The sequence below is a fragment of the Streptomyces sp. NPDC047525 genome, from assembly GCF_040643025.1.
Classification (GTDB): Bacteria; Actinomycetota; Actinomycetes; order Streptomycetales; family Streptomycetaceae; genus Streptomyces; species Streptomyces durmitorensis.
In genome coordinates, this window is sequence record NZ_JBEYTL010000007.1 from 295,310 (window position 1) to 317,710 (window position 22,401).

Annotated in this window: 20 protein-coding genes and 1 tRNA gene; 16 read left to right on the forward strand and 5 right to left on the reverse strand. The window is 69.9% G+C overall.

The annotated features are described in order from the left end of the window. The first annotated feature begins 410 nt into the window (after positions 1 to 410). Both ABZ833_RS22270 and ABZ833_RS22275 read left to right on the forward strand, forming a co-directional pair. Positions 411 to 1,373 carry a PP2C family protein-serine/threonine phosphatase gene (locus ABZ833_RS22270; RefSeq protein ID WP_361049214.1) on the forward strand — a complete coding sequence of 321 codons (963 nt, stop codon included), beginning with the start codon at positions 411 to 413 and terminating at the stop codon, positions 1,371 to 1,373. Positions 1,374 to 1,476: 103 nt separating this feature from the next. Further along, on the forward strand, positions 1,477 to 3,594 hold the full coding sequence (locus tag ABZ833_RS22275; RefSeq protein WP_361049216.1) for an NB-ARC domain-containing protein: 2,118 nt from the start codon (positions 1,477 to 1,479) through the stop codon (positions 3,592 to 3,594). A gap of 166 nt (positions 3,595 to 3,760) precedes the next feature. Here ABZ833_RS22275 and ABZ833_RS22280 read toward each other — a convergent pair. Then, positions 3,761 to 3,833: transfer RNA gene (locus tag ABZ833_RS22280), tRNA-Arg, on the reverse strand. A 339-nt stretch (positions 3,834 to 4,172) separates the two neighbouring features. Between ABZ833_RS22280 and ABZ833_RS22285 the strand changes: the two genes are divergently transcribed. Beyond that, positions 4,173 to 4,940, forward strand: coding sequence for a HEAT repeat domain-containing protein (locus ABZ833_RS22285; protein ID WP_361049217.1), 768 nt, complete (start codon positions 4,173 to 4,175; stop codon positions 4,938 to 4,940). Further along, positions 4,934 to 5,986, forward strand: a complete 1,053-nt coding sequence (locus ABZ833_RS22290) for a MerR family transcriptional regulator (protein WP_361049219.1) — start codon at positions 4,934 to 4,936, stop codon at positions 5,984 to 5,986. Before ABZ833_RS22285 ends, ABZ833_RS22290 begins: the two co-directional genes overlap by 7 nt. Before the next feature lie 31 nt (positions 5,987 to 6,017). Here the strand turns inward: ABZ833_RS22290 and ABZ833_RS22295 are convergent, their stop codons facing one another. Continuing rightward, complete coding sequence (locus ABZ833_RS22295; RefSeq protein ID WP_361049665.1) at positions 6,018 to 8,015, reverse strand: pectinesterase family protein; 1,998 nt, start codon at positions 8,013 to 8,015, stop codon at positions 6,018 to 6,020. A 468-nt stretch (positions 8,016 to 8,483) separates the two neighbouring features. Between ABZ833_RS22295 and ABZ833_RS22300 the strand changes: the two genes are divergently transcribed. Next, positions 8,484 to 8,819: a non-heme iron oxygenase ferredoxin subunit gene (locus ABZ833_RS22300; protein ID WP_361049221.1), complete on the forward strand. Its 336-nt coding sequence runs from the start codon at positions 8,484 to 8,486 to the stop codon at positions 8,817 to 8,819. 120 nt (positions 8,820 to 8,939) lie between these two features. Then, entirely contained in the window at positions 8,940 to 9,065 is a 126-nt protein-coding gene (locus ABZ833_RS22305) for a hypothetical protein (RefSeq protein ID WP_361049223.1), read from the forward strand. Positions 9,066 to 9,080: 15 nt separating this feature from the next. Here ABZ833_RS22305 and ABZ833_RS22310 read toward each other — a convergent pair whose 3' ends face one another. Then, a complete protein-coding gene (locus ABZ833_RS22310) occupies positions 9,081 to 9,731 on the reverse strand; it encodes a TetR/AcrR family transcriptional regulator (RefSeq protein WP_361049225.1) in 651 nt (216 codons plus the stop codon). Positions 9,732 to 9,800: 69 nt separating this feature from the next. Between ABZ833_RS22310 and ABZ833_RS22315 the strand changes: the two genes are divergently transcribed. The 10 genes from ABZ833_RS22315 (at position 9,801) to ABZ833_RS22360 (ending at position 21,023) form a co-directional block, all read left to right on the forward strand. After that, a complete protein-coding gene (locus ABZ833_RS22315) occupies positions 9,801 to 10,613 on the forward strand; it encodes a hypothetical protein (RefSeq protein WP_361049227.1) in 813 nt (270 codons plus the stop codon). Positions 10,614 to 10,741: 128 nt separating this feature from the next. Continuing rightward, positions 10,742 to 12,337, forward strand: coding sequence for a DHA2 family efflux MFS transporter permease subunit (locus ABZ833_RS22320; RefSeq protein WP_361049229.1), 1,596 nt, complete (start codon positions 10,742 to 10,744; stop codon positions 12,335 to 12,337). 54 nt (positions 12,338 to 12,391) lie between these two features. Next, positions 12,392 to 13,492, forward strand: a complete 1,101-nt coding sequence (locus ABZ833_RS22325; protein WP_361049231.1) for an FAD-dependent monooxygenase — start codon at positions 12,392 to 12,394, stop codon at positions 13,490 to 13,492. A 119-nt stretch (positions 13,493 to 13,611) separates the two neighbouring features. After that, the gene (locus ABZ833_RS22330) at positions 13,612 to 14,211 is read left to right on the forward strand and encodes an ester cyclase (protein WP_361049233.1); all 600 of its coding nucleotides are present in this window, start codon (positions 13,612 to 13,614) and stop codon (positions 14,209 to 14,211) included. Then, positions 14,208 to 14,762, forward strand: a complete 555-nt coding sequence (locus tag ABZ833_RS22335) for an ester cyclase (protein ID WP_361049235.1) — start codon at positions 14,208 to 14,210, stop codon at positions 14,760 to 14,762. The genes ABZ833_RS22330 and ABZ833_RS22335 overlap by 4 nt, the downstream gene beginning before the upstream one ends. Positions 14,763 to 14,846: 84 nt before the next feature. Next, positions 14,847 to 16,361, forward strand: coding sequence for an NAD(P)/FAD-dependent oxidoreductase (locus ABZ833_RS22340; RefSeq protein ID WP_361049237.1), 1,515 nt, complete (start codon positions 14,847 to 14,849; stop codon positions 16,359 to 16,361). Between the two features lie 61 nt (positions 16,362 to 16,422). Further along, positions 16,423 to 16,971, forward strand: coding sequence for an ester cyclase (locus ABZ833_RS22345; RefSeq protein WP_361049239.1), 549 nt, complete (start codon positions 16,423 to 16,425; stop codon positions 16,969 to 16,971). Between the two features lie 29 nt (positions 16,972 to 17,000). Continuing rightward, entirely contained in the window at positions 17,001 to 18,395 is a 1,395-nt protein-coding gene (locus ABZ833_RS22350; RefSeq protein ID WP_361049240.1) for a cytochrome P450, read from the forward strand. Then, the gene (locus ABZ833_RS22355) at positions 18,392 to 19,894 is read left to right on the forward strand and encodes a cytochrome P450 (protein ID WP_361049242.1); all 1,503 of its coding nucleotides are present in this window, start codon (positions 18,392 to 18,394) and stop codon (positions 19,892 to 19,894) included. Before ABZ833_RS22350 ends, ABZ833_RS22355 begins: the two co-directional genes overlap by 4 nt. A 481-nt stretch (positions 19,895 to 20,375) precedes the next feature. Further along, complete coding sequence (locus ABZ833_RS22360; protein WP_361049244.1) at positions 20,376 to 21,023, forward strand: sigma-70 family RNA polymerase sigma factor; 648 nt, start codon at positions 20,376 to 20,378, stop codon at positions 21,021 to 21,023. Here ABZ833_RS22360 and ABZ833_RS22365 read toward each other — a convergent pair. Next, a complete protein-coding gene (locus ABZ833_RS22365; protein WP_361049246.1) occupies positions 20,988 to 21,281 on the reverse strand; it encodes a hypothetical protein in 294 nt (97 codons plus the stop codon). The two genes, ABZ833_RS22360 and ABZ833_RS22365, sit on opposite strands and share 36 nt — an antisense overlap. A 126-nt stretch (positions 21,282 to 21,407) precedes the next feature. Further along, a complete protein-coding gene (fabD, locus tag ABZ833_RS22370; protein ID WP_361049248.1) occupies positions 21,408 to 22,370 on the reverse strand; it encodes an ACP S-malonyltransferase in 963 nt (320 codons plus the stop codon). Between the last annotated feature and the right edge of the window lie 31 nt (positions 22,371 to 22,401).

Below are 22,401 nucleotides of genomic sequence, written 5' to 3' on the forward strand. Positions count from 1 at the left end.
TACAAGGGACGTTAAATGAATGAGAGGCGGTGCGGCAAGAGGCAAGAGGTGCGCGTGCGAGGTGAGGTTGGTGATCCACGGGGCCCGCAACGCGCAGGGCGACAACGTTTCCGGTCACTGCCTGATCAGGCCGAGTCACACCGGGGTGGTGTTCGTTAGCTGACGCTCCGTCAGTACGTGGTGGTGCTCCACCCTGCCTGAGCTGGTGGTTCCGTTTTCGCGGGCCTGTATGACCCCGACAGGCGGGCACGCTCCGTGACCGATGACGTGAAGGGCCGCACGTGCCCCGGGCAGGTGTGGGAACGTGCATGGCTTGGCGCGGGGCAAGGGACGACCTGCCACGGAGGCACGCGATGTTCTCGGAGCGTGGATGGCTACTACTGGCAACAGCGATTGAGACGGGGGTCGCTGTGAGCGCCGCGGCCCAGCCGACGGTGCCGGACCGCGCCCTGCTCGTCGTCGGGCCACTGCTCGCCGTCCACGGCCTGTGGACGGTCCTGATGGCGCGCGATCGCATGCGCTGCAAGGCCGCCCTCGTCCGCATGACCCGCGTCGCGGAACTCACCCAACGTGCTCTCGTGCGCCCCCTGCCCGCCGATCTGGGCGGCCTGGCCACGGCCGTACGAACCCGCTCCGCGAGCGAGGGTGCCCTGGTCGGCGGGGATCTCCACGACGCCGTCCTGCTGCCGTCCGGGCCGCGCCTGATCGTCGGAGACGTGACGGGTCATGGCCTGGACGCGGTCCGCATCAGCGCGGCGGTGCTCTCCGCCTTCCGCCACACCGCGGCCACGGAGCCGGACCTGGTCCGCCTCGCCCACATCCTCGACGACCGCGTACGGGGCGACCTCGGGGACGAGGACTTCGTCACCTTGCTCATCGCGGACTTCGTGCCCGGCGCGGTCCGCCTGGTCAACTGCGGGCACCCGCCGCCGCTGCGGGTGGGCCGGACCCTGGAAGTCCTTGAATCCCGTTGTCCCTCCCTGCCGTTGGGCTTGTCGCCCACGCCGAGCGTGCAGACCGTCCTGTTCACCCCCGACCAGCGCATGCTGCTCTACACCGACGGCCTCACCGACGCCAGGGACGCGCACGGCACCCCGCTGGCCCTCGACTGCCGGGTCCGGGCCGCGCTGAGCGCGCCCGCCCTCGACGAGGCCCTTGCGAACCTGGTCGACCTCGTCGACCACCACTCGGCCGCCCACGACGGCGACGGCCACGGCGACGACCTCACCCTGCTGTTCGTCCAGCCCACCGCCGGCATGCTGACGGGACCGGTACTCCCCGTACCGAAGAACGAAGGCGTACCGAAGAACGAAGGCGTACCGACGAACGAAGACGTACCGAGCGGGCCACAGGGCAATCTCGGCCGGTCGTGATCGGACGGCGACACTTCCGGTCACTTTCGTGCCGACCGTCCCGCGGTCCGAGCACAACCGCCATGCTGCCTCCCCATGGCGGGAGAGCGAGAAGGGTGCGGCCATGCGGCGGCAAGGAGCGGGGAATCTCCCCCCGGAGACACGCGAGTTGTACGGCCGACAGCAGGAACTGGCCCAGGTCCGGCGGCTGATCGACGACGGCGCCCGGCTCGTGACGCTGGCCGGGGTCGGCGGGGTGGGCAAGACGCGGATCGCGCTGCGGGCCGCGCACGAGGTGCAGCCGTCCTTCCGGGACGGGGTGTGGTGGGTGGAGCTCTCGTCGCTGCGCCGGGGCGCGCTGCTCGCACACGCCGTATCCGAGGTGCTTGCGCTGGCGGATCAGACGACGCGGCCCATGATCGATGTGCTGGCCGACTACCTGGCGGGGCGCGAGGTGCTGCTTGTCCTGGACACCTGCGAGCACCTGGTCCACGAATGCGCGCTGGCCGCCGAGGTGCTGCTGCGGGCCGCGCCGGGGCTGCGGATCGTGGCCACGAGCCGCCGCCCTCTGGGCACGCACGCGGAGCAGCCGCTGACCGTCGACCCGCTGCCCGTACCCGAAGGCGAGGGCGCGGGATGCGGTGGTGCGGACGCGATGGCCCTGCTGGCCGACCGGGCCGCCGAGGCGGTGCCCGGCTTCGCGGTCACCGACGCCAACCGGCCCGATCTCGTACGTCTGTGCCGCTCCCTGGACGGCCTCCCGCTCGCCATAGAGCTGGCCGCTGCCCGTCTGCGCGACCTCTCGATGGCCGAGCTGACCGAGAAGCTGGACGACCGCTTCGCCGTCCTGGGCACCACCGACGAGGTGGTGGCCGACGCCGAGCCGCCCTGGCACCAGGCGCTGCGTACCGCGATCGGCTGGAGCCACGAACTGTGCACCCCGGCCGAACGGCTGCTCTGGGCCCGCCTTTCCGTCCTCGTCGGCGGCTTCGACGTCGAGGCCGCTCGGGCGGTGTGCGCCGACGCGCGCCTTCCCGAGGAGGCGATCCCGGGGCTGCTCGCCTCCCTGAAGGACAAGTCGGTCGTGATGTGGGAGCCGACCGGCGGTGGCGAGCGCTACCGGATGCTCGACACCATCCGCGAGTTCGGCGTCGCCTGGCTGCGCGGTCTCGGAGAGGAGTCTGCGCTGCGCCACCGGCACCGGGACTACTTCCGGGCGCTGGCCCAGGCCGGTGACGCCGCCTGGATGGGGCCGGACCAGGTCGCCTGGCACGATCGGACGACCGCCGAACACGCCAATCTCCGCGCCGCCCTGGACTTCTGCCTCGCCGAGCAGGACGGGCACAGTGGGCTGCAGATGGCGGGGGCGCTGTGGTTCTTCTGGTACGCCTGCGGCTTCGCCAAGGAGGGTGAGTACTACCTCGACCGGGCCCTGGACCTGGATCCGGCCCCCGGACCGGACCGTGCCAAGGCCCTGTGGGCCCGCGGTATGGCGGGCCAGACAGTGGGTGACATGGAGACCGGCCTCCGCCTCGTCGACACCTTCCGGAAGGTCACGGCCGACGAGGCCGATGAGACCGCCCCGGTCGCCGCTGCTCTTCTCGAGGGCACCTGTCTCGCGCTGAGCGGTCGGCAGACGCAGGCGGCCGAGGCGCTCGACACGGCGCCGCGCACCCCGCCGTCCCCCGGGCGCTACGACGCGGCGTGGTCCCTCGTCCAGGTCGCCCGGTCCTTCGTCCACATCCAGCTCGGGCAGGTCGCCGAGGCAGCGGTCGTCGCGGACCGTCTCTGCGCAGTGTGCGACGACCGCGGCGAGACGCATGCCCGCGCCTGGGGCGATTTCCTCCGCGCCCTCGCCGCGCTGGCCCTGGGACGAGCGGGAGAGGCCCAAGCCCATGCTCGCGAGGCCCTCAACGGCAAACGCCGCGTCCACGACAGCGTCGGTATGGCCATGGCCCTCGACACACTCGCCTCCGCGACGGTCGCATCCGGGCACGCCGAGCTGGCCGCCCGATTCCTCGGCACCGCCGATCGGGTGTGGCAGACCCTCGGTTCCCCCCAGATGGGAGCACCCGAACTCGTCGCCGCCCGCCAGGCGTGCGAGGCGCAGGCCCGTCAGGCCATCGGCGACGACATCTATGAGACCACCTTCCGTGCCAGCTACGACAGCGGTGCCGACGCCGGCATCACCCACGCCCTCTACACGCCCGGGACCGCCCCACGGCACCCCGAGATCGACTGACCACAGCCTCATGGAGTGCGGAACCACCGCAAGCCGTGGCCCTGATGGTCCTGGTAGACCCACCGCGAGGACCAGACCGAGCGTGTCGACCAGAAGATGGCGTACGGCAAGCCAGGAGCCCTCCCGCCCTCTCGGGCAGAAGGGCTCCTGGCTTGCCGCTTCTCGGTGCCCCCGGCAGGATTCGAACCTGCGACACCCGCTTTAGGAGAGCGGTGCTCTATCCCCTGAGCTACGAAGGCGAGGCATGGTGCGCGTGGCCTCTGGAGGCTGTGCACCGCGGCCAGTGTAGCGGGTGGGCTCGTGGCGGGGGGATTGAGTTGATCACCCCGGCACGTGGGCCGGGGTGAGGGCAGGTCGCCTTCAACGCGAGCGTCCCGGTGCTCGCCCTCGCCTACCTGATCGGTTGCGGTCGCGGCCTGTCCACCACCTGCCGGGTGCTCGTGCGCCGGACGGCCTGACCCGCGCGGCCACGGCCACCCGCCTTCGTCGACATGCCAGGAAAGTGGCTTTGACCTGCGGATTTATTGGTTCGCGGGGCGCGGGCTTGACCTTGACACAGTGATAACGTTTCCACTTGGGTGCAGGAGGTGGTCCCGATCAACACGACCGACACGACCCCGCTGAACACCCGAGTGGCCAACGCCCTGGGCGCCGAGGAGTCCTCGGTCCGGCTCAAGGCGGCCCTGGCGGTCGGCTCGAACCCCGACCCCGCATTCCTGGAGATGCTCGTCGAGCGGTGCGCGGTCGAGCCGGACTTCTACGTACGGGACATGCTGTCCTGGGCGCTGACCCGCCTCCCGCCGGAGGTCGTCCTGCCCCGGATCCGCCCGGAGCTCGGCTCCGAGGTCGACCAGGCCCGCAGCCAGGCGCTGCACACGCTGTCCAAGATCGGCGACAAGAGCACATGGGCCTGGATCACCTGGGACATGCTGCGTGACGCCGACGACGAGGTCGCGCGTACGGCGTGGCGCGTCGCGGTCGTCCTCGTGCCCGAGGACGAGGGCGAGGAGAAGGACCTGGCCGACGAGTTGGTGCTGCAGCTCGGCCGTGGCGATCGCACCATGCAGCTGAGTCTGAGTCGGGCCTTCGTCGACCTCGGCGGCGTCGTCGAGTCCGCCCTGGAGAAGGCTTCGGAGAATCCCGATCCGGACGTGGCCGCCCACGCCCGTGCCACCGAGATGCTCCGGAAGGATCCGCAGACCGGTTTCGACACGGCCATCGAAGAGGCGAAGCGCGTGGTCCGGCTCGGCCCGGAGCGAGCTGCCGATGCTGCTGCCGCCGTTGCCGCTGCTGCCGCCGCGCTTGCGTCGGCGGGCACCGAGGCTTCGGAGGCCGCGGATTGCTGATCGGTGATGTGGCCCGCCAGTCCGGGGTGAGCACCCGCATGCTCCGGCACTACGACGCCCTGGGGCTTGTGCGGCCCACGGGCCGCACCGGCGGCGGCTACCGCGAGTACTCCGCCGAGGACATCCGCAGGATCTTCCACGTGGAGAGCCTGCGGTCCCTCGGCCTCTCGCTCAAGCAGATCGGGCGCGCCCTCGAGGACCCGGCCTTCACGCCGTCCGCCCTGGTGAGCGACCTCATCCAGTGGACGCAGGACCGCCTGGCGCGGGAGCAGGAGCTGCTCGAACGGCTCCGTGCGATCGACGCGTCGGCGCCCACCGGCTGGGAGAGCGTCCTGCGCATCGTCGAACTCATGCGGGGGCTCAACTCGACCAGCGCCGCGCGCAGGCAGCAGGCCGTCCTGGCCCGCCCGGAGGGTGTGTCGGTCCCCGCCGAGCTGCTGGCCGGGGCGGTCCTGACCGAATCCGACCCCCACGTCGCGGGCGCCCTGCGCTGGGCGCTCGCCCGGTCGGGCGGCGACGGCGTGGCGGCGCTGGACGCCGGCGCGCACTCGGCGGACGTGAACATCCGGCGGCGCGCGGTCCTCGCGATCGCAGCGATGACCGAGGCTCCGGGCGCCACCGCTGTGCTCGCGGACGCCCTCGGGGACCCGGACGCGACGGTGCGCAGGCACGCCGCGCTCGCTCTGGGCAGGCACGGCGTGACCGCGGCCGTGCCCACCCTCGTCGGCATGGTGGTCGACGGCTCGAACGACGTCGACGCGGCGGAGGTCCTGGGAACGCTGTCCCGGGACCCCGCGTGCGCGGACCGGATCACGACCGCCCTGGCCGACGAACTCGCCGTGCCCACCGCGGACTCCGCGACGCGGATCCGCCTCGCCCAGGCGCTGGTCGAGCTCGCGGGACCCACCGCGCAGGAGGTCCTGCGCGAACTGGCCCACGACGACGACCGTGCCGTCGCCCTCGTCGCCTCGGCTCTCGTCGGAGTTCTCGAGGAGCGGTCGTCCTCGTTCTCCGAGGACCGCACCGACGAGGGGCCCGTCCCGTGAAGCGAGCCGTGCTCTGTGAAGCGAGCCGTGCTCAGGCGGGGTTGAGCGCGGTCGGGTTCCAATTGCCCAGCCAGTCACCGATTTCCTGGTTCTTGGCCTGCGCGTCCGTCAATTGCGGGCGGTCTCCGCTCGCCGTGCCCGATCCCGCACCCGTGTTCTTGTACTCCGCGAAGCGGTCGTCCTTCCAGGGGAAGCCGCCCATGTCCGACCACGGAGTGGTCCTGATGGCGCCGCTCAGGGCGGAGTCGCGGACCGTGGTCTGCGGGTCGAGCGTCGCGTCGCCGCCCGCGTGCCAGTTGCGGCCCAGGTAGAAGCTGCGCGCGGACACGTCGCCGTTGACCGTGCTGTTGGTGATCAGGAAGCCCTTGCGGTCGGCGGGGGTGCTCGGCGCGGTGACGTAGCCCTGAGAGGTGCCGTCCCAGCGCTTCTTGAGGGTGATCACCGAGCGGTCCACCACGGCGGTGGCCCGGCCGAAGATGAAGTCCGTGTTGCCCACCACGTAGGAGTTGCGGATGTAGGCGCGGCCGAGCTTGTCCTTGGCCGCCGTGTCCAGGAGCAGGGTGTCCTGGTCGCCCTCGACGATCACGCCGTCGAGGAACGCCTTGTCGGCGGCGGTGCGCAGGGCCACCGCCTGGTGCCCCGCGAGGTTCTGGTTGGCCTTCTCGTCGAAGTCGTTGGAGAGGGTCAGATTGCGGGCCTGGAAGTCGTCGGCCTCCGCGGCCACGGTCGCGCTGCCCGATGTGCCGTAGGTGCCGGAGCCGTCCGGCTTGGGCGTACCGGCGGCGTTGTCGTACACGATGACCGTGTCCTTGCGGCTGCCGCCCGTGCCCTGGAGGGTGACGTGCGGCTTGTTGGACGGGATCTTCACCGTCTCGCGGTACGTGCCCGGTGCGATGGAGACCACCACCCGCGAGGAGTTGTTCGCCGGTACGGCGTCGACCGCGGCCTGCACCGTCCTGTACTGGCCGCTGCCGTCCTTCGCCACGGTGAGGGTGGAGGCGGCCTTGGCGGTGACGCCGGTCGCGGCGCGCGGGCCCGTCCCCGCCTTCACCTTGGCCGGGACGTCCGCCGCCTTGTCGAGCGTGTAGGCGTAGAAGCTCTTCGGGTCGAACGCCGTGCCGCCGCTCTCGTTGCGTCCGCTCGTCCCGGCGAAGACGTTGCCCCGCTGCACGACCGACGCCGAACTGTCCTTCGTCACAGGGTTGTTGAGACCCTCGAAGTAGCTGTTCTCCAGGACCATCTTCGTGTTGCCGCGCGAGTAGTTCCCGTACGACGACGTGATGTCCGTGCCCGCGACGTCCTGGAGGTAGTTGTTGTAGAGGTGCGCGTGGGCCACGTTGTCGGTGGACGGGTTGCGCTGCTCCGTCTCGCGGAACCAGTTGTGGTGGATCGTGATGTCGGCCGTCGTGTTCTCGGTCCAGCCGATGCCGAACGTCTTGTTGTTGTCGCTCAGCTTGTTCCAGGACACCGTCAGGTAGGTCGTGTCCTTGCGGCTGTCGATCAGGCCGTCGGCCATGTGCCGCAGGTCGTTGTGGTCGATCCAGACGTGGTGCGCGCCGTCCATCTGCACGGCGTCGAAGTCATGCTCCTTGTCGTTCCAGGTGCCCGCGTACGAGTCCCGGATCGTCAGGTTCCGGAGGATCACGTTGTGCACGCCCTGGCCCAGGAAGAAGCCGCCGCCGACGATCTGGCCCGAGGTGCCTGAGCCCACGATCGTCTTGTCCGAAGCGACCTTGATCTCCTTGCCCTTGGGGTCCATCGTGATCGTCGCGGCGACGGCGATGACGTAGGGCTCGGCGGCGGTCGCGTACTTCTCCAGGTCCGCGAGGGTCTTGACGGTGACCGTCTTTCCGTCGCGTCCGCCGTAAGTCCCTTTCTGGCCAAGGGCGTTGACCGAGGCGAAGCCGTCGGCCACGTCATCGGCCGCCGCTGCGGCACCAGCCGCGGTGGCCGCCGACGCCCTCGGCTGCGCGTCCTCGCCGAAGACCCCGAAGGCCGTGCCGTACGTAAGGCCTGCCGCGGCCGCCATGGCCACCGGGATGCCGACCGTCAGGCTCAGGCGGCGCCTGCGGTGCCGCGCGGTCTTGGGTCCGCGCTGCTCGTGCTCCTCGCACGGCTCATGCGGCTCATGCTGCTCGTCCTTGATCGCTCTCATTGCCTCGTCCGCCCTGGTGATGGTGGGTGTGCGTCTGCGTCTGCGTTGCGCAGGGCAGTCGCCGCCACCGGGCGAATTGGTTGCCGGAGCCGCGAGGACTTGCCCGGCCGCCCGGTCCCGCTCCGCGAGGTCCGCGTCGATCGCCGCCCGCAGCTGAGCGGGCAACGTCTGGCAGCAGGCGAGGAGTTCGGGCGGTGATCGGTGCGTGAGCGCCTCGTCGGCGCCGTGCTGATCAGTGGTTCGGATTCCAGGGGCGTATCCATGGGGCGTCTTCGCGGATCGGAGGGGGAGAGGCGGCTGTGGCTGAGGCCGTAGCCCTGTGGACCGAGAGGAAACCGCGCTGTGGACATCAAGGAAGAACTCCGTGTGGCGAAGCTGGCGGACCTGCCACCGGGGGAGCTGGTGAGCGTGGACTTCGGCGGGGTCCAGGTGCTGCTCGCCCATGTCGACGGCGAGGTCCACGCGGTACGCGACGAGTGCTCGCACGAGGCGGCGAAGCTCTCCGAGGGGGAGCTGGAGGGCGCCACGGTGGAGTGCCCCTGGCACTTCAGCCGGTTCTGCCTGCGCACCGGGGAGGCGCTGGACTTTCCGGCGATGGACCCGGTCGACACCTATGGCGTGCGGGTCGCGGACGGGGAGATCTTCCTGTCCAGGGCGGGCGGGGGTGCGGATCGCTGAGCATGGCGACACGGTCCGGTGAGTGCCGCCTCGGGTGCGGGCTGTGCGTGGTGTATCCCGTTCGGTGTGGCGCGGATCTGAGAGGGCGTACACCATCAACGCCCTTTCGAGGAGAGCCACATGACGACCACTGAATTCCCCGGCCTGGACGAGCAGGCGGCCACCGGAGGCCGGAAGCGCAAGCTGGTGCTGCTGGGTGCCGTGCTGTCCCTCGCGGCGTTCCTTGTGGCTCGGCGGAAGCGCTGAGGCTCGTAGGTTTCTTCAGTCCGTAGAGGTTTCCGCTGTAGAGGTCTCCTCCGTAGCAGTCTCCGGTGAGGGTTCGTCGGTGTGCGCGATGAGCCCCGCGGCCACCACCGATGCGATGGCGTCCAGCTGGGCGCTGTCCATCGGGTGGGTGAGGACGAGCGGGGCGAGGAAGAGCGGGCCGCCGAGGAGCAGGTGCACCAGTGCCGATTCCGGTGCCCGGCGCAGTTCGCCTCGCTGCCGGGCGCGCTCGACGATCAACGCGAGGTCTCTGCGCTCCCGGGCGACGAACGTGCTCTGGAGCCGGTCGGCGAGGCCCGCGTCGCGGGACATCTCGGCCAGCAGCGCGGGGATCACCTCGCGCGCGGCGGGGCTGGAGAGGCGCTCGTGGATGAGCCGGGCCATCGCGTAGAGGTCGCCGCGCAGCGAGCCCGAGTCGGGCGGGGGCTCGATGTCCATGCCGTGCACGGCTGCGGCGAAGAGCAGCTCTGCCTTGGAGGCGAACCTGCGGTAGATCGCGGCCTTGCCCACCCCCGCGCGGGCGGCGGTCGCATCCATCGTCACGCGGGTGTAGCCGGACTCGGTGAGCAGCTCGCGCGCTGCGACCAGCACGGCCCGGTCGATCTGGCTGTCCCTGGGGCGGCCCAGGCGGGGCGCGGGGTTCGGCATGTCACGAGTATACGAGACCAGAGTTCTGAAACTCCGGTACCGTAAAGCTGAGACGTCGAGGAGGACCCCATGGACAGGTCACAGGACAGGTCGCTGGACAGGTCGCTGGACAGGTCACAGCAAGACGACCGGCTGGATGTCTGGCTGCCGGTCAGCCACTGGACCACCCGGCACGACCGATACGTGGCGGCGCTCCCGGCGGTCGCCGCCCGTGCCCTGCGCGAGGTGACACCGGGCGAGATGCGGCTGGTGCGACCGCTCGTCGCGCTGCGCACCCTGCCTTCGCTGCTGGCCGGCAAGGGCGGGGGGCACCCCGCGGGCCCCGCGGATTCGGTGCACGACATGACGCGGGCGGGCTTCATCAGGCTGGACGGCGGGTCGGAGAGCGACGGGCCGGAGAGCGACGGGTCGGACAGCCACAGGCCGGACACCGGCTCGGAGAGCACTAGGCGGGAGAGCGCCAGGCCGGACAGCCACGGGCCGGGCAGCCCGGCGGAGAGCCACGGGCCGGACAGCCCGGCGGACAGCACCAAGCCTGGCGGCGGCGACCGGCCGAGCAGTGACCCGGCCGACGGCGCCATCATCCTCGGCTTCGTCGGCCAGCCCTGGAAACCCGTGCTGTCCAAAGCGATCCTCCGCGGCCTCACCCCCGAGGAGTTCCTGGCGTTCGACCGGCCCGGATACCTCAAGGGCGTGTACGCCATGTGGGTCGAGCCGGACGGCGCCGGAAGCCGTCTCCGTACGGAGACCCGCGTGTTCGTCACCAGCCAGAGCGCGGCCCGCCGCTTCAAGCCGTACTGGACCCTCGTCGAGCCCTTCAGCGGGCTGATCCGGCGCGACTGGCTCGCGGCGGTCGGCCGCCGTGCCGAACGCGCGGCCTGAACCGGAACGTCCCGCTGTATCCAGCCCACCACCGCGCGGATCTTCAGGGAGGACAAGCGGGGGGACGACAAGGAGTCGTCACTCCTCTCCCGGGCGCGGTACCCACGCCACCTGAAAGAGAGCTGACCGTGGAACGATCAACCGTCCATCGTCGCCGCTGGCAGATCCTCGCCGTGCTGTGCCTCAGCCTGGTCCTGATCGGTCTCGACAACCTGATCCTCAATCTGGCCCTGCCCAAGATCCAGACGAGTCTCGGCTCGACCGGCACCGAACTGCAGTGGATCGTCGACTCCTACACCCTGGCCTTCGGCGGACTGCTGCTGCTCTGCGGCACCCTCGCCGACCGCTTCGGGCGCAAGAGGCTGCTCCTGATCGGGCTCCTGCTCTTCATGGGGTTCTCGGTGGCGGCCGCCTTCGCCGACGGCTCCACGGCGCTGATCGTGCTGCGCGCCGCGATGGGCATCGGAGCGGCGATGATCATGCCCGCCACGCTCTCCATCATCAAGGACGTGTTCCCGCCCGAGGAGCAGGCCAAGGCCATCGGCATCTGGGCCGGCACGGCCGCGCTCGGTGTGCCGCTCGGCCCGGTCGTCGGCGGTCTGCTGCTCGAGCACTTCTGGTGGGGATCCGTCTTCCTCATCAACGCCCCGGTCGTGATCGTGGCCTTCGTCGTGGGACTCAAGCTGATCCCCGAGTCGCGCAACGAGAAGCACCCCGGGCTCGACCTGCTCGGCGCCCTGCTTTCGGTGCTGGGCCTGGTCGCGCTCGTGTACGGCCTGGTGGAGGCGTCCAGGAACGGCTGGAGCGACCCGGTGACCCTGGGCTCGCTCGGCGGCGGCGTACTGCTGCTGGTCGCGTTCGTCCTGTGGGAGCGGCACACGCCGCATCCGATGCTGATGCCGGAGCTGTTCCGCGACTCCCGCTTCGGCGGGGCCGCCGCCGCCATCACCGCCATCTCCTTCGGGATGTACGGCGCGCTGTTCGTCCTCACCCAGTACCTCCAGTTCGTGCTCTCGTACGAACCGCTGGGGGCGGGCCTGCGGCTGCTGCCGATCGCCACGATGATCGTCGCCGCGCCGCTCGCGCCGAAGCTGGTGGAGCGCGTCGGCCTGAAGTGGGTCGTGGTGGCCGGACTCGTACTGATCACCGGTTCGCTCGCGCTGACCGCGGGAGCCGGGATCGCATCGGAGGGCCGGGTCCTGGCGAGCCTCGCGCTCTTCGGCTTCGGCATGGGCCTCGGCATGCCCGCCGCGGCCGACGCCATGCTGTCGGCCGCGCCGTCCGGCCAGGCCGGGGCGGGCTCCGCGGTGACCGACGCGGCGATGCAGGTCGGCGGCGCACTCGGGATCGCCGTGGTCGGCAGTGTGCTCACCACCTCCTACCGCGAGGCGTTGCCCGGACTCGACGGCCTGCCCGGACCGGCGGCCGAAGCGGTCGGCGACTCGATCGGCGCGGCCACGGGAGTCGCGGCGTCCATGGGCGACGGCCAGGGGCAGGCCCTGCTCGACACCGCCCGCGAGGCGTTCGTCGGCGGTCTCGGGGACGCGCTGCTCACCGGCGCCGCCGTCACCGCGGCCGGGGTGCTCGTCGCCCTCGTCGTGCTGCCCGGCCGAAAGGCGCGCGCGGCCGGCGCGGCTGCGGAGACGCACTCCCCGCACTCCCCGGGCTCCCCGGGCGCGGCTCAGGAGGGGGAGAGCGCGGGCAAGCAGGCCGCGCCCCTGTAGTCACCTCACCGGACGGCGACGAGCACCGCTCGTCGCCCCAACACTGGAGATTTGATGTCTCGACTGCGTGTGATCGTCGTGGGTGGAGGGATCGGAGGGCTCGCGCTCGCAGGCATGCTCCGCCGCCGCGATGCGCAAGTCACCGTCCTGGAACGGGCCGAGGAACTGCGCACCGGACTCGGACTGACCTTCTGGCCCAACGCGGCGATGGCGCTGCGTGCCTTCGGCGAGGACATGTTCGACGCCGTGCGCACGGTGGCCCAGCCCTTCGACCGGGCCCGGATGGAGACGGTCGCCGGGCACGTCGTCACCACGGTCGACCTCGGCCGCTGGCTCAGTCAGTACGGCGTGGCCGGTCTTGGCGTCACCCACTCCGACCTGGTGCGCGCGCTCGGCGAAGTCTCCGGTGTCCCCGTGCGGTTCGGCGCCGATGTGGTGTCCGTGACCCAGGAGGGGCGGGTCACCCTGGCCGACGGGGAGGTCCTCGACGCCGACGTGGTGGTGGGGGCCGACGGGGTGGGCTCCGCCGTACGCAAGTCTCTACTGCCGCCCGGCCGCACCGAGACCCGCGGCCCGGCGATGGCCGGCTGGCAGGGCGTCGCACCCAACGGCGGGCCCAAGTACCCCGGGTTCGAGGTGGTGTTCGGGCCGACCGGCGTCTGCGGGATCCTCGGCCTGCCCGGCGAGCGCACCTACTGGTTCATGCAGGCGCCCGCCGACGCCCCGCCCAACGGCGACGGATGGTCGCAGACCGTACGGGAGTTGGTGCGCGCGACCCCGCAGGACCTGCTGTGGCGCGACTCGGCCCGCGACCGGGCACCCGACCGGAACTGGGGCCGTGGCCGGGTCACCCTGCTCGGGGACGCCGCCCACCCCATCCTGCCGACGGTCGGCCAGGGTGCCTGCCTGGCCGTGGAGGACGCCGGGGTCCTCGCCAACAGGCTGACCTCGGGGGACGACCCCGTCGCCGCGCTGCGCCGGTACGAGGCGGACCGCTTCCAGCGGGTCACCGGGACGTACAAGAGAGCCCGCAGACTGCGTCAGCTGCAGCAGCTGACGCCCGCCGTGCGCAACCCGATGGTCTCCGCGGTGCCCGACGCGCTCCTTGGCCGGATGTTCACCGAATCCGCCGAGCCCATCGCCGAGTTCCGCTGATGCCGCCTCGCTGATCCCGGCCGGTGACACGCGCGGTCCGTGCCGTGTATCCACCCGCGTGCCGCCGGGATCAGTCAGGGCAGAGGGGCAGCCGCCCGCTCCGGCCCGAGAGGTTCTTGATGGCACACACAGCAGACACCGAAAAGAGCGACCTCAAGAAGCGCGTCGCCGACCTCAGCGACCTGGTGTGGAACCAGGGAGACTTGAGCGCCGCCGACACGTATCTGAGCCCGGACTTCGTCGGCCACTACCCCGGTGTGCCCGATCTGCGCGGAGCCGCCGCCTACAAGCGGATGGCCGCCGAACTCCGCAGCGCCCTGCCCGACCTCACCCACCGGACGATCACCCTCATCGAGGAGGACGACCGTGTGGTGCTGAGGGCCGAGATCAGCGGCACCCAGCGCGGCGAACTGATGGGCATCCCGCCCACGGGGCTGCCGGTCCGCAGGACAGAGACCACCCTGCTGCGCTTCGAGGGCGACCGCATCGCCGAAGTGTGGCACCTGGCCGACGAGATCGGCACCTTCGACCAGCTCGGACTCACCCCGCCGGAAGGCGCGGGACCGCTGGGGCAGATCGCGCACACCTTCAAGCTCATGGCCCGCTTCGCGGTGCTCCAGGCGAAGGCGGGCAGGGCCGCGAAGGCCGCCAAGGCGCAGCAGGCCACCCGCCGGCAGGACACCCGTCAGCAGGGCCCCCAGGGGAGGAACGCAGCATGACCACGTCCGAGGAGACCGCAGGCCGGACGGCGGGCGACGGTGCACGCCCCGACCTCAAGGCCAGGGCCCGCGAGCTCGCGTCGCGCACCTTCGACAAGCGCGACCTGACCGTCATCGAGGAGCTCGCGAGGCCCGATGCGAAGTACTACCTGCCGGGCCGCCCCCCGCTGGGGAACGACGGCTTCAAGGAGCTGATGCTGCATCTGTGGCAGGCCAAGCCTGACCTCCGCCTGGAACTGCTCGACATGATCTCCGAGGGTCCGTACGTGGCCTCCCGGGTCAGGTTCACCGGCACCCAGCTCGGTGAACTGATGGGCATCCCGCCCACCGGCCGCTGGATCCAGCTGGAGGAGATCCTCGTCGAGCGCTGGGACGACGAGGGCCGCCTTGTCGAGTTCCACCAGGAGGCCGACTACCTCGGAATGCTCGGCACGCTCGGTGTCGTGCCGCCGCGTGACGCGGGCCCCCTCGGCCAGCTCTCCCACACCTTCACCAGCGCCGCCCGGTTCGCCTGGCTGAAGCGTAAGGCGCGCCGCACCACCGGGCGTTGACCCGGCCGCAGGCGTATCCGCGGGTGCCCCGCGCGGATCTCCATCAGTGAACCCGACGTGAAACCACAATCCCTTGGGAGAGTCATGCCGACGAAGGAACCGCCCACCGCCGCCGCCGACTACGACGTCATCGTCGTCGGCAGCGGTCTGGGAGGCCTGGCCGCCGCCGCCTTCCTCGCCAAGTTCGGACGGCGCGTCCTGGTGGCCGAGAAGGCGCAGGGAATCGGCGGATACGCGCATGCCTTCCGGGCCGGTGACCGCTATTACGACCCCGCCATCCACGTGGTGCCCGGCGCGGCCGAGGGCGGCACCATCGACGTCCTGCTGCGGTATCTCGACGTCCGTGAGATGTGCGAGTTCGTCGAGTCCGACGCGCTGTACCGAGTGGTCATCGACGACGACGTGCTGGACGCCCCGTTCGGCTCCGAGGCGTTCATCGCCTCGCACATCGAGCTCTTCCCGCAGGAGGAGGAGGGGATCAGGGGCTTCTTCGGCCTCTGCGAGAAGTTCCTCGAGGAGGCCCACCAGGTGCCCCTCCAGCTCTCCCCGCAGGAACTGGGCGAGGCCGTCGAGAAGTTCCCCACCCTCTTCGGGAACCGGATGTCCACGCTCGGCGACGTGCTGGACCAGTTCATCAAGGACCCACGCTGCAAGGCGTTCTGCAGCGCGGGCTGGCCTTACATGGGACTGCCGCCGTCGCAGCTCTCCTTCGAGCTGTTCGCCCGTTTCCTCTACACCCAGATGCACGGGCTCTACCACTGCAAGGGCGGATTCCAGCACCTGGTCAAGGCCTTCACCACGGCGATCGAGCGCGACGGCGGCAAGATCGTCACCAACTCCGGCGTCGAGAAGATCCTGGTCGCGGACGGCCGTACCGAAGGTGTGGTGCTTGCCGGCGGGCAGGAGGTGCGCGCACCGGTCGTCATCTCGAACGCGGACGCCACGCACACCTTCCACGATCTGGTGGGCATCGAGCATCTGCCGAAGGCCTACCAGCGCAGGCTGCGCTCGCTCAAGGGCTCCATGTCGATGTTCGTGGTGTATGCCGCCACGACCCTGGACATAGCCGCGGCGGGCGGCGCGCACGAGACCTTCATCTACGAGACCGACGACCACGACGCCAGCTTCGCCGGCTTCTCCGAGGGCGAGGCCCCGGCCACCGTGGTGGTCGTGCCCACGCTCCTCGACCCGAGTCTCGGCCCGCCCGGGGAGCACCTGGTCACCTCGACGGCGCTGGCTCCGTACGAAGGCCCCGAGCCCTGGTCGGAGCTGAAGCCGAAGCTGGAGGAGAAGTACCTCAATCTGATCGAGCGGCTCTATCCGGGCTTCAAGGACGGACTCACCTTCGTCAACAGCTCGACCCCGCTGACCCTGGAGCGCTTCACGGGCAATCACCGTGGTGCGGCGTACGGCTGGGAGAACACCCCGGCGCAGGCGGGCAGCAAGCGGCTCACGTACCACACGCCGATCGAGGGGCTCTATCTCTCCGGCCACTGGGCGCAGGCGGCCAGTGCGCTCCGGGTGATCGTCTCCGGCAGCCATACCGCCCAGCAGATCCTGCGCGCCGACGGCGTCACCGACGTCGGCCCGGAGCTGTGAGCCGTCCGGCGCCCCTGTCCCGCACCGCATCGCACCGACTCACCGTCCAGGAGGACTTCTGATGTCCCGTCCCACGTTCATCGACACCCAGACCGCCGCCAACTTCGACGGCTCGCTCGACAAGACGTACTACGAAATGGCCCGCCGCTACATCGAAGAGGTCTGGGACAAGAACAACGCCGAGACCGAGCGCGAGCTCCTCGCGGCGGACTGGAAGGACCACATGCCGCTGCCGGGCTGCCCGCAGGGTCCTGCCGGACACCGCGCGGCCGTGCAGTTGATGCACGACGCCTTCCCGGACCTGCGCTTCTCGCTCGACGACGTGACGATCATGGGCGACAAGGTCATCGACCGCTGGACCGCGACCGGCACCTTCCACGGCGAGCTGTACGGCTTCCCGGGCACCGGCAACCGCATGACGATGACCGGCCTCGACTTCCACCTGGTCCGTGACGGCAAGTTCGCCGAGCTGTGGCACGAGGAGAGCACCGCGTCGATGGTCGAGCAGTGCGGCATGGCGCCCGAGCCGGGCAGCGGCCTCGGCACGATCCTCAAGCTGACCGTCGGCAACATCCTGCACGTCGCCAAGCACAAGATCCGTACCCGCTGACCCCCCGGCCACCAGCAGAGCGAGGCACCATGAGTCTGACTTCGAGCGGCAGCCTCCGCCAGGCACCGGGCCCACAGGGTTATCCCGTGGTCGGCTGCGGCCCCGACCTGGTCCGTGACCTGGTCGGCACCTTCACCCGGTCCTGGCGGGAGTACGGCGACATCGTCCGCTTCCGGCTGCCCGGCAAGCGCAATCTCTTCCTGATCGCGCACCCGGACCACATCAAGCACGTCCTCGACGACCGACAGCCCAACTACCCCAAGGACCCGCTGTCGGTCGGCAAGTTCGAACCCTGGGTGGGCCAGGGCATGTTCACCAGCAACGGCGACTTCCACTTCCGCCAGCGCCGCCTCGCCCAGCCCGCCTTCAAGGGCTCGCGGATCTCCGGCTTCGGTCCCGCGATGGTCGACGCCACCAGTGATCTGGTGCAGGAGTGGCGGGGGCGTGCCTCCCGCGAGGAGACCTTCGACATCACACCGGAGATGTTCCGGCTGGCCCTGACGATCGTCATGACGACGCTGTTCAGCACCGATGTGAGCAGCAGGGCAGGGGAGTTGGCCCGCGCGGTGCGCATCTGCAACGCGTACACGAATGTGCGGCTGCAGCGCTTCGTCGAGCTTCCGCAGGCGCTGCCGAGCAAGGCACGCACGCAGTTCCTGAAGGCACGCGCGACGCTGGACTCGTTCGTCTACGGGCTCATCGCCGACCGGCGCAGGGACCCGGAACCCCCGGACGACCTGCTGACCCGCTTCCTGAACGCGCAGGACGAGCAGACCGGCGACCGGATGTCGGACAAGCAGCTGCGCGACGAGGTCGTCACGATGTTCCTCGGCGGGTACGAGACGACCGCGCTGTCCCTGGTGTGGGCGTTCTCGCTGATGTCGCGGCACCCGGAGTCGGAGCGCAAGGCGCGCGCCGAGGTCGCCGAGGTCTGCGGGGACCGGCCGCCGGCCGCGTCCGATCTCCCCAAGCTCCGCTATCTGCGCGCCTTTTACCAGGAGGTACTGCGGCTCTACCCGTCGGTGTGGACCATGTCGCGCAGTCCGATCGAGGACGACGAGATCGGCGGCTATCACATACCCGCCGGATCCCAGGTGTTCATCAGCCCCTATCTGATGCACCGTCACCCCAAGTTCTGGGAGAACCCGGAGGGTTTCAGGCCCGAGCGGTTCGAGAAGAGCGCGACCGGTGGCGCACCGCTCTACGCGTACATCCCGTTCTCGCGCGGCCCTCGGCTGTGCCCGGGTTCTTCGGTGGCCGTCCTCGAGGCGCCGCTGGTCATCGCCCGGATCCTGCAGGACTACCGGCTGACGCTGGCCGGCGGGCACGTCTGCGAGCCGACGTCCAATGTGTTCCTGTATCCGCGCGGCGGCATGCCGATGCGGCTGCAGCACTTCAAGGCCGCCGGGGAGGGAGCCGCATGATGCCGGGGCAGAGCGGTTCGGGTGCGGGGAGGCGTCCGCCGGGTCCGCTGGGCCTGCCGCTGCTCGGCTCCGCGCTCGACTTCCGCCGCAATCCCCTGGAGACCTTCGTCAGCGCCTGGCGCGACCACGGTGACCTGGTGCAGTTCCGGGGGCCGGTGCCGGTGGTGCTCGTCACGCACCCCGACGACCTCAAGCGCATCCTCGCCGACAACTTCGAGAACTATCCGCACCCCGACGACTTCAACCGCAAGGTCGGGGTGTCGGTCGGCCAGGGCCTCGTCACCACCGAGGGCGAGGTGTGGCGTGCTCAACGGCGCACCGTGGCACCGACGTTCCGCAGGGAGCCGCTCGAGCGGTTCGCCGATGTGATGGTGGACAGCACGGAGCGGATGCTGGGCCGGTGGGACGGGATCGCCCGGAGCGGCGAGGCGATGGACGCCAGGACGGAGATGCAGAGCCTGACCCTCGAGATCCTGGCGCGCTGCCTCTTCCAGGCGGACTGGTCGCGTGACGCTCTGGCGCTCGGCTCGGCGGTCGCTGCCCAACTGGAGCACATCAACGCCAAGTTGATCGCGGTCGCGGACATCCCGGAGAAGATACCGACCCCGCGCAACCGTCGCTTCAAGGCGGCCCGCAAGCTGCTCGACGACACGGTGTACCGGCTGATCGCCGAGCGCCGTGCCAGGCCTGCCGACGGCGAGGCCCAGGACCTGCTGTCGATGCTGATGCACACGCCCGACCCGGAGACGGGCCGGCTGATGACGGACGAGCAGCTGCGCGACCAGGTGATGACGCTGTTCATCGCCGGGCACGAGACGGTGGCCGCGACCCTTTCGTGGATCTGCCATCTGCTCTCCACCCGCCCCGCGGAGACCGAGCGGGCCCGGGCCGAGGTCCTCCAGGTGCTGGGGGACCGGCCACCGACGATGGAGGACCTGCCGCAGCTGAAGTACCTGAAACTGTTCATCCAGGAGGCGCTGCGGCTCTATCCGCCGCTGTGGCAAGTGGCGCGGATGCCGCTCAAGGACGATGTGCTGAGCGGCTATCACATCCCCGCGGGCTCCTTCCTGCTGCTGAGCACGTACATCACGCACCGCAACCCGGAGTTCTGGGACAACCCCGAGGGCTTCGACCCCGAGCGGTTCACCCGCGAGCGGTCGGCGGGACGTCCGAGGTATGCCTACGTTCCGTACGTCGGAGGTCCCCGCAACTGTGTCGGCATGGCCTTCGCCAACATGGAGCTGACCATTGTGGTGGCGTCCCTGTTGCAGCGATTCCACCTCGACATGGTGCCGGGGCACCCCGTGGTGATGCAGCCGGACATCTCACTGCGCGCCAAGCACGGCATCCGTATGACGCTCCGTCCGGTAACGGACCGGAGCCCCGGGGCCGGCCCGGAGGGTTTTCCCGCCGCCGCCGAGGCCGCTGTGCCCGCGGCGCCGGTCGAGGAGGCTCCGCGGTGTCCCTACCGTCCGGCGGAGGCGGCAGGGCACGAATAGCAGAAGTCGGTGATGTCTCGCGCCGGGCGGCCCAAGGGCAGCCCGGCGCGAGACATTTCGCTGTTGTTTTACTCAACGGGACGACGGAATGATCAAGGGATCAGAAAACAGAATTCTGGCATGATCCGGGTCTGGACCATTCAACTGTGCGGTACGCCACCGATGGTCCTGAACTGGCCATAATCGCACGTCAATCCGGTAAGGTTGAAGATGCGATGCCGAGCTGCGAACGATGTGATAGGCCGCAGTGCTTCACCGGCGTCGCCTCTGGGCGCACCTTGCGGAAAGGGTTCCAACTGCACCTCCCATTAAATGGAGGGAACTGTTCCGCAGTGGGCTGCGCCTAAGTAAGCGTTGACACTGCGCCTTGGGGGCGCCGTATAGTTAACGCTTGTAGTGATAGGGGGAGCGGTTCTGAGCCCCCTATCTCTAAGTGAGAGCGACGGGGGAGATTATGGAAGGTCTTGCTCTGCATGAACTCGTGGACGATTGTCTGGACGGCAACCAGGAGAGCTGGAACCGGATCGTCGACCGCTATACACCGCTGATTTGGGCCATTGCCCGCGGTCACCGGCTCTCCGCGGCCGACTGTGAGGATGTCAGCCAGACCACCTGGATGCGGGTCATCCAGCATCTGGGGAAGCTCCGGGACCCGGAGAAGCTGGCCCACTGGATCTCCGTCTCGGCCCGCAGGGAGAGCCTCAAGCACATCCAGAAGTCGGGCCGCAGCACGCCCACCGAGGATCCTGAGGTGTTCGACCGGCCACATCCGTCGGCGAACCAGCCGGAGGAGACGGCACTTGACCGCGAGACGCGTGACGAGGTGCTCCTCGCCTACTGTTCGCTGTCGCCGAAGTGCCAGGCGCTGCTGGGTCTGTTGGTGGCCGAGCCGCCGATGTCGTACGACGAGGTCAGTGCCACGCTTGGGTTGGCCCGCGGTTCCATCGGGCCCATTCGCGGGCGCTGCCTGAAGCATCTGGAGCGTGCCCTGGCGCTTGAGGCGGACCGCTCCGGGCGCGCCGCGGAGCTCTTCGACTCCATCAAGAAGACGGGCCTGCGGGCCTTCGCCGAGGAAAGCGGCTCCGCGCTGGGGTCAGCGTCCCGGCGCAGCCGGGTGTCGGCCGGCTGAGCCGGAGGGGCGGTCGGCCGAGTCGGTGGGCCGGCCTGCTGAGTCGGAAGGACGGTCGGCCGAGTCGGTGGGCCGGCCTTCCGGTGCGGTGAGCGACTCCTCGCTGTCCATGGAGGCTTCGAACGCCACAAAGGGGAACAGGGCCTTGGCCTTCTCGATCGCCTCCTGAGAAGGTCCCCCGAGGGCTTCTGAGAGCTTGCTCAACGCCGTGCTGTCGGCGTCTCTGTCGGCGTCGTGCACCCCGGTCACCTCCACCATTTAGTTCGTTCCTTAACTAGATGCAGAGTAAAGGAGAGTCCCGCGAACCACAATACCGATGGGTATTCCGTTCGCGGGACTCGCCCTTTCCGGACACACTTGTGGGTGTCAAAGGGCGAAGTACTGTCAGGCGGTCAGTGAAACTCCCTGTTCAAGGCCGTGGAGTAGTCGGTCGATGCGCCGGATCTCCCCGGCGGGGTGGCATGCGGCTTCCGGCAGCGCGCGGCGGCAGAAACCGCTCAGCACACGCCCCGGACCCGCCTCGACAAATGTCTGGACGCCGCTGTCCGCAATCGCCTGCAGGGTGTCCGACCAGCGTACGGCCCCCGCCAGTTGACGGCGGAGCAGATGTTTGGCATCGGCTCCGCTGCTGATCCAGGCCGATGTCACGTTCGCAATCACGGGCAGCGCCGGGTCGGAGAAGTTGACCTGATCCAACTCGTCCGTGAACTCCTCCTCCAGCTCCTTCATGAGGCTGCAGTGGAAGGGGGCGCCGACCTTCAGCAGGACCGTGCGCTCGGCGCCGACGGCCTTTGCGGCCGCCATCACCGCGCGAACCGCCTCGCCTTCACCGGACACGACATGCTGCGTGGGGTCGTTGTAGTTGGCGATCTCGACGATCGCACCGTCCCTCTCGCGGATCCCCGCGCAGATCTCCTCGACCTGGTGGGCCGACGGGCCGATCACGGCCGCCATCGCTCCGGGCGTGCGTTCGTTGACGGCGGCCATCAACTCCCCGCGCCTGCGCACAAGCCGCAGCGCGTCGGTCCATTCCAGCACCCCGGCGCAGACCAGCGCCGTGTACTCGCCCAGGCTGTGCCCCGCTGTCACGGACGGCGTGATGCCATGGCCGCGCAGCACGTCCAGAACGGCGATGCTGGTGAGGAAGACGGCGGGCTGGGTGATCTCGGTGGGCACCAGATCCTCGGCGGAGCCCTCCAGGCACAGCCGCGAAAGACCGAAGCCAAGCAGTTCGTCCGCGGGGCGGTAGTAGCGCTCGAGCAGTTCCGGGTGACGTGCGACCAGGTCGCTTCCCATCCCGGGCCGTTGGGACCCCTGCCCGGGGAAGAGGAAGGCGAAGTCGTTCATGAGTACCTCCGTGGATGTCCGCCGCGTGGTG

Coding starts and splice junctions, on each gene's coding strand:
- ABZ833_RS22275 (WP_361049216.1), top strand. CDS start 1,477: ATGCGGCGGCAAGGAGCGGGGAATCTCCCCCCGGAGACACGCGAGTTG.
- ABZ833_RS22295 (WP_361049665.1), bottom strand. CDS start 8,015: ATGGCGGCCGCGGCAGGCCTTACGTACGGCACGGCCTTCGGGGTCTTC.
- ABZ833_RS22305 (WP_361049223.1), top strand. CDS start 8,940: ATGACGACCACTGAATTCCCCGGCCTGGACGAGCAGGCGGCCACCGGA.
- ABZ833_RS22310 (WP_361049225.1), bottom strand. CDS start 9,731: ATGCCGAACCCCGCGCCCCGCCTGGGCCGCCCCAGGGACAGCCAGATC.
- ABZ833_RS22315 (WP_361049227.1), top strand. CDS start 9,801: ATGGACAGGTCACAGGACAGGTCGCTGGACAGGTCGCTGGACAGGTCA.
- ABZ833_RS22325 (WP_361049231.1), top strand. CDS start 12,392: ATGTCTCGACTGCGTGTGATCGTCGTGGGTGGAGGGATCGGAGGGCTC.
- ABZ833_RS22330 (WP_361049233.1), top strand. CDS start 13,612: ATGGCACACACAGCAGACACCGAAAAGAGCGACCTCAAGAAGCGCGTC.
- ABZ833_RS22335 (WP_361049235.1), top strand. CDS start 14,208: ATGACCACGTCCGAGGAGACCGCAGGCCGGACGGCGGGCGACGGTGCA.
- ABZ833_RS22340 (WP_361049237.1), top strand. CDS start 14,847: ATGCCGACGAAGGAACCGCCCACCGCCGCCGCCGACTACGACGTCATC.
- ABZ833_RS22345 (WP_361049239.1), top strand. CDS start 16,423: ATGTCCCGTCCCACGTTCATCGACACCCAGACCGCCGCCAACTTCGAC.
- ABZ833_RS22350 (WP_361049240.1), top strand. CDS start 17,001: ATGAGTCTGACTTCGAGCGGCAGCCTCCGCCAGGCACCGGGCCCACAG.
- ABZ833_RS22355 (WP_361049242.1), top strand. CDS start 18,392: ATGATGCCGGGGCAGAGCGGTTCGGGTGCGGGGAGGCGTCCGCCGGGT.
- ABZ833_RS22365 (WP_361049246.1), bottom strand. CDS start 21,281: ATGGTGGAGGTGACCGGGGTGCACGACGCCGACAGAGACGCCGACAGC.
- fabD (WP_361049248.1), bottom strand. CDS start 22,370: ATGAACGACTTCGCCTTCCTCTTCCCCGGGCAGGGGTCCCAACGGCCC.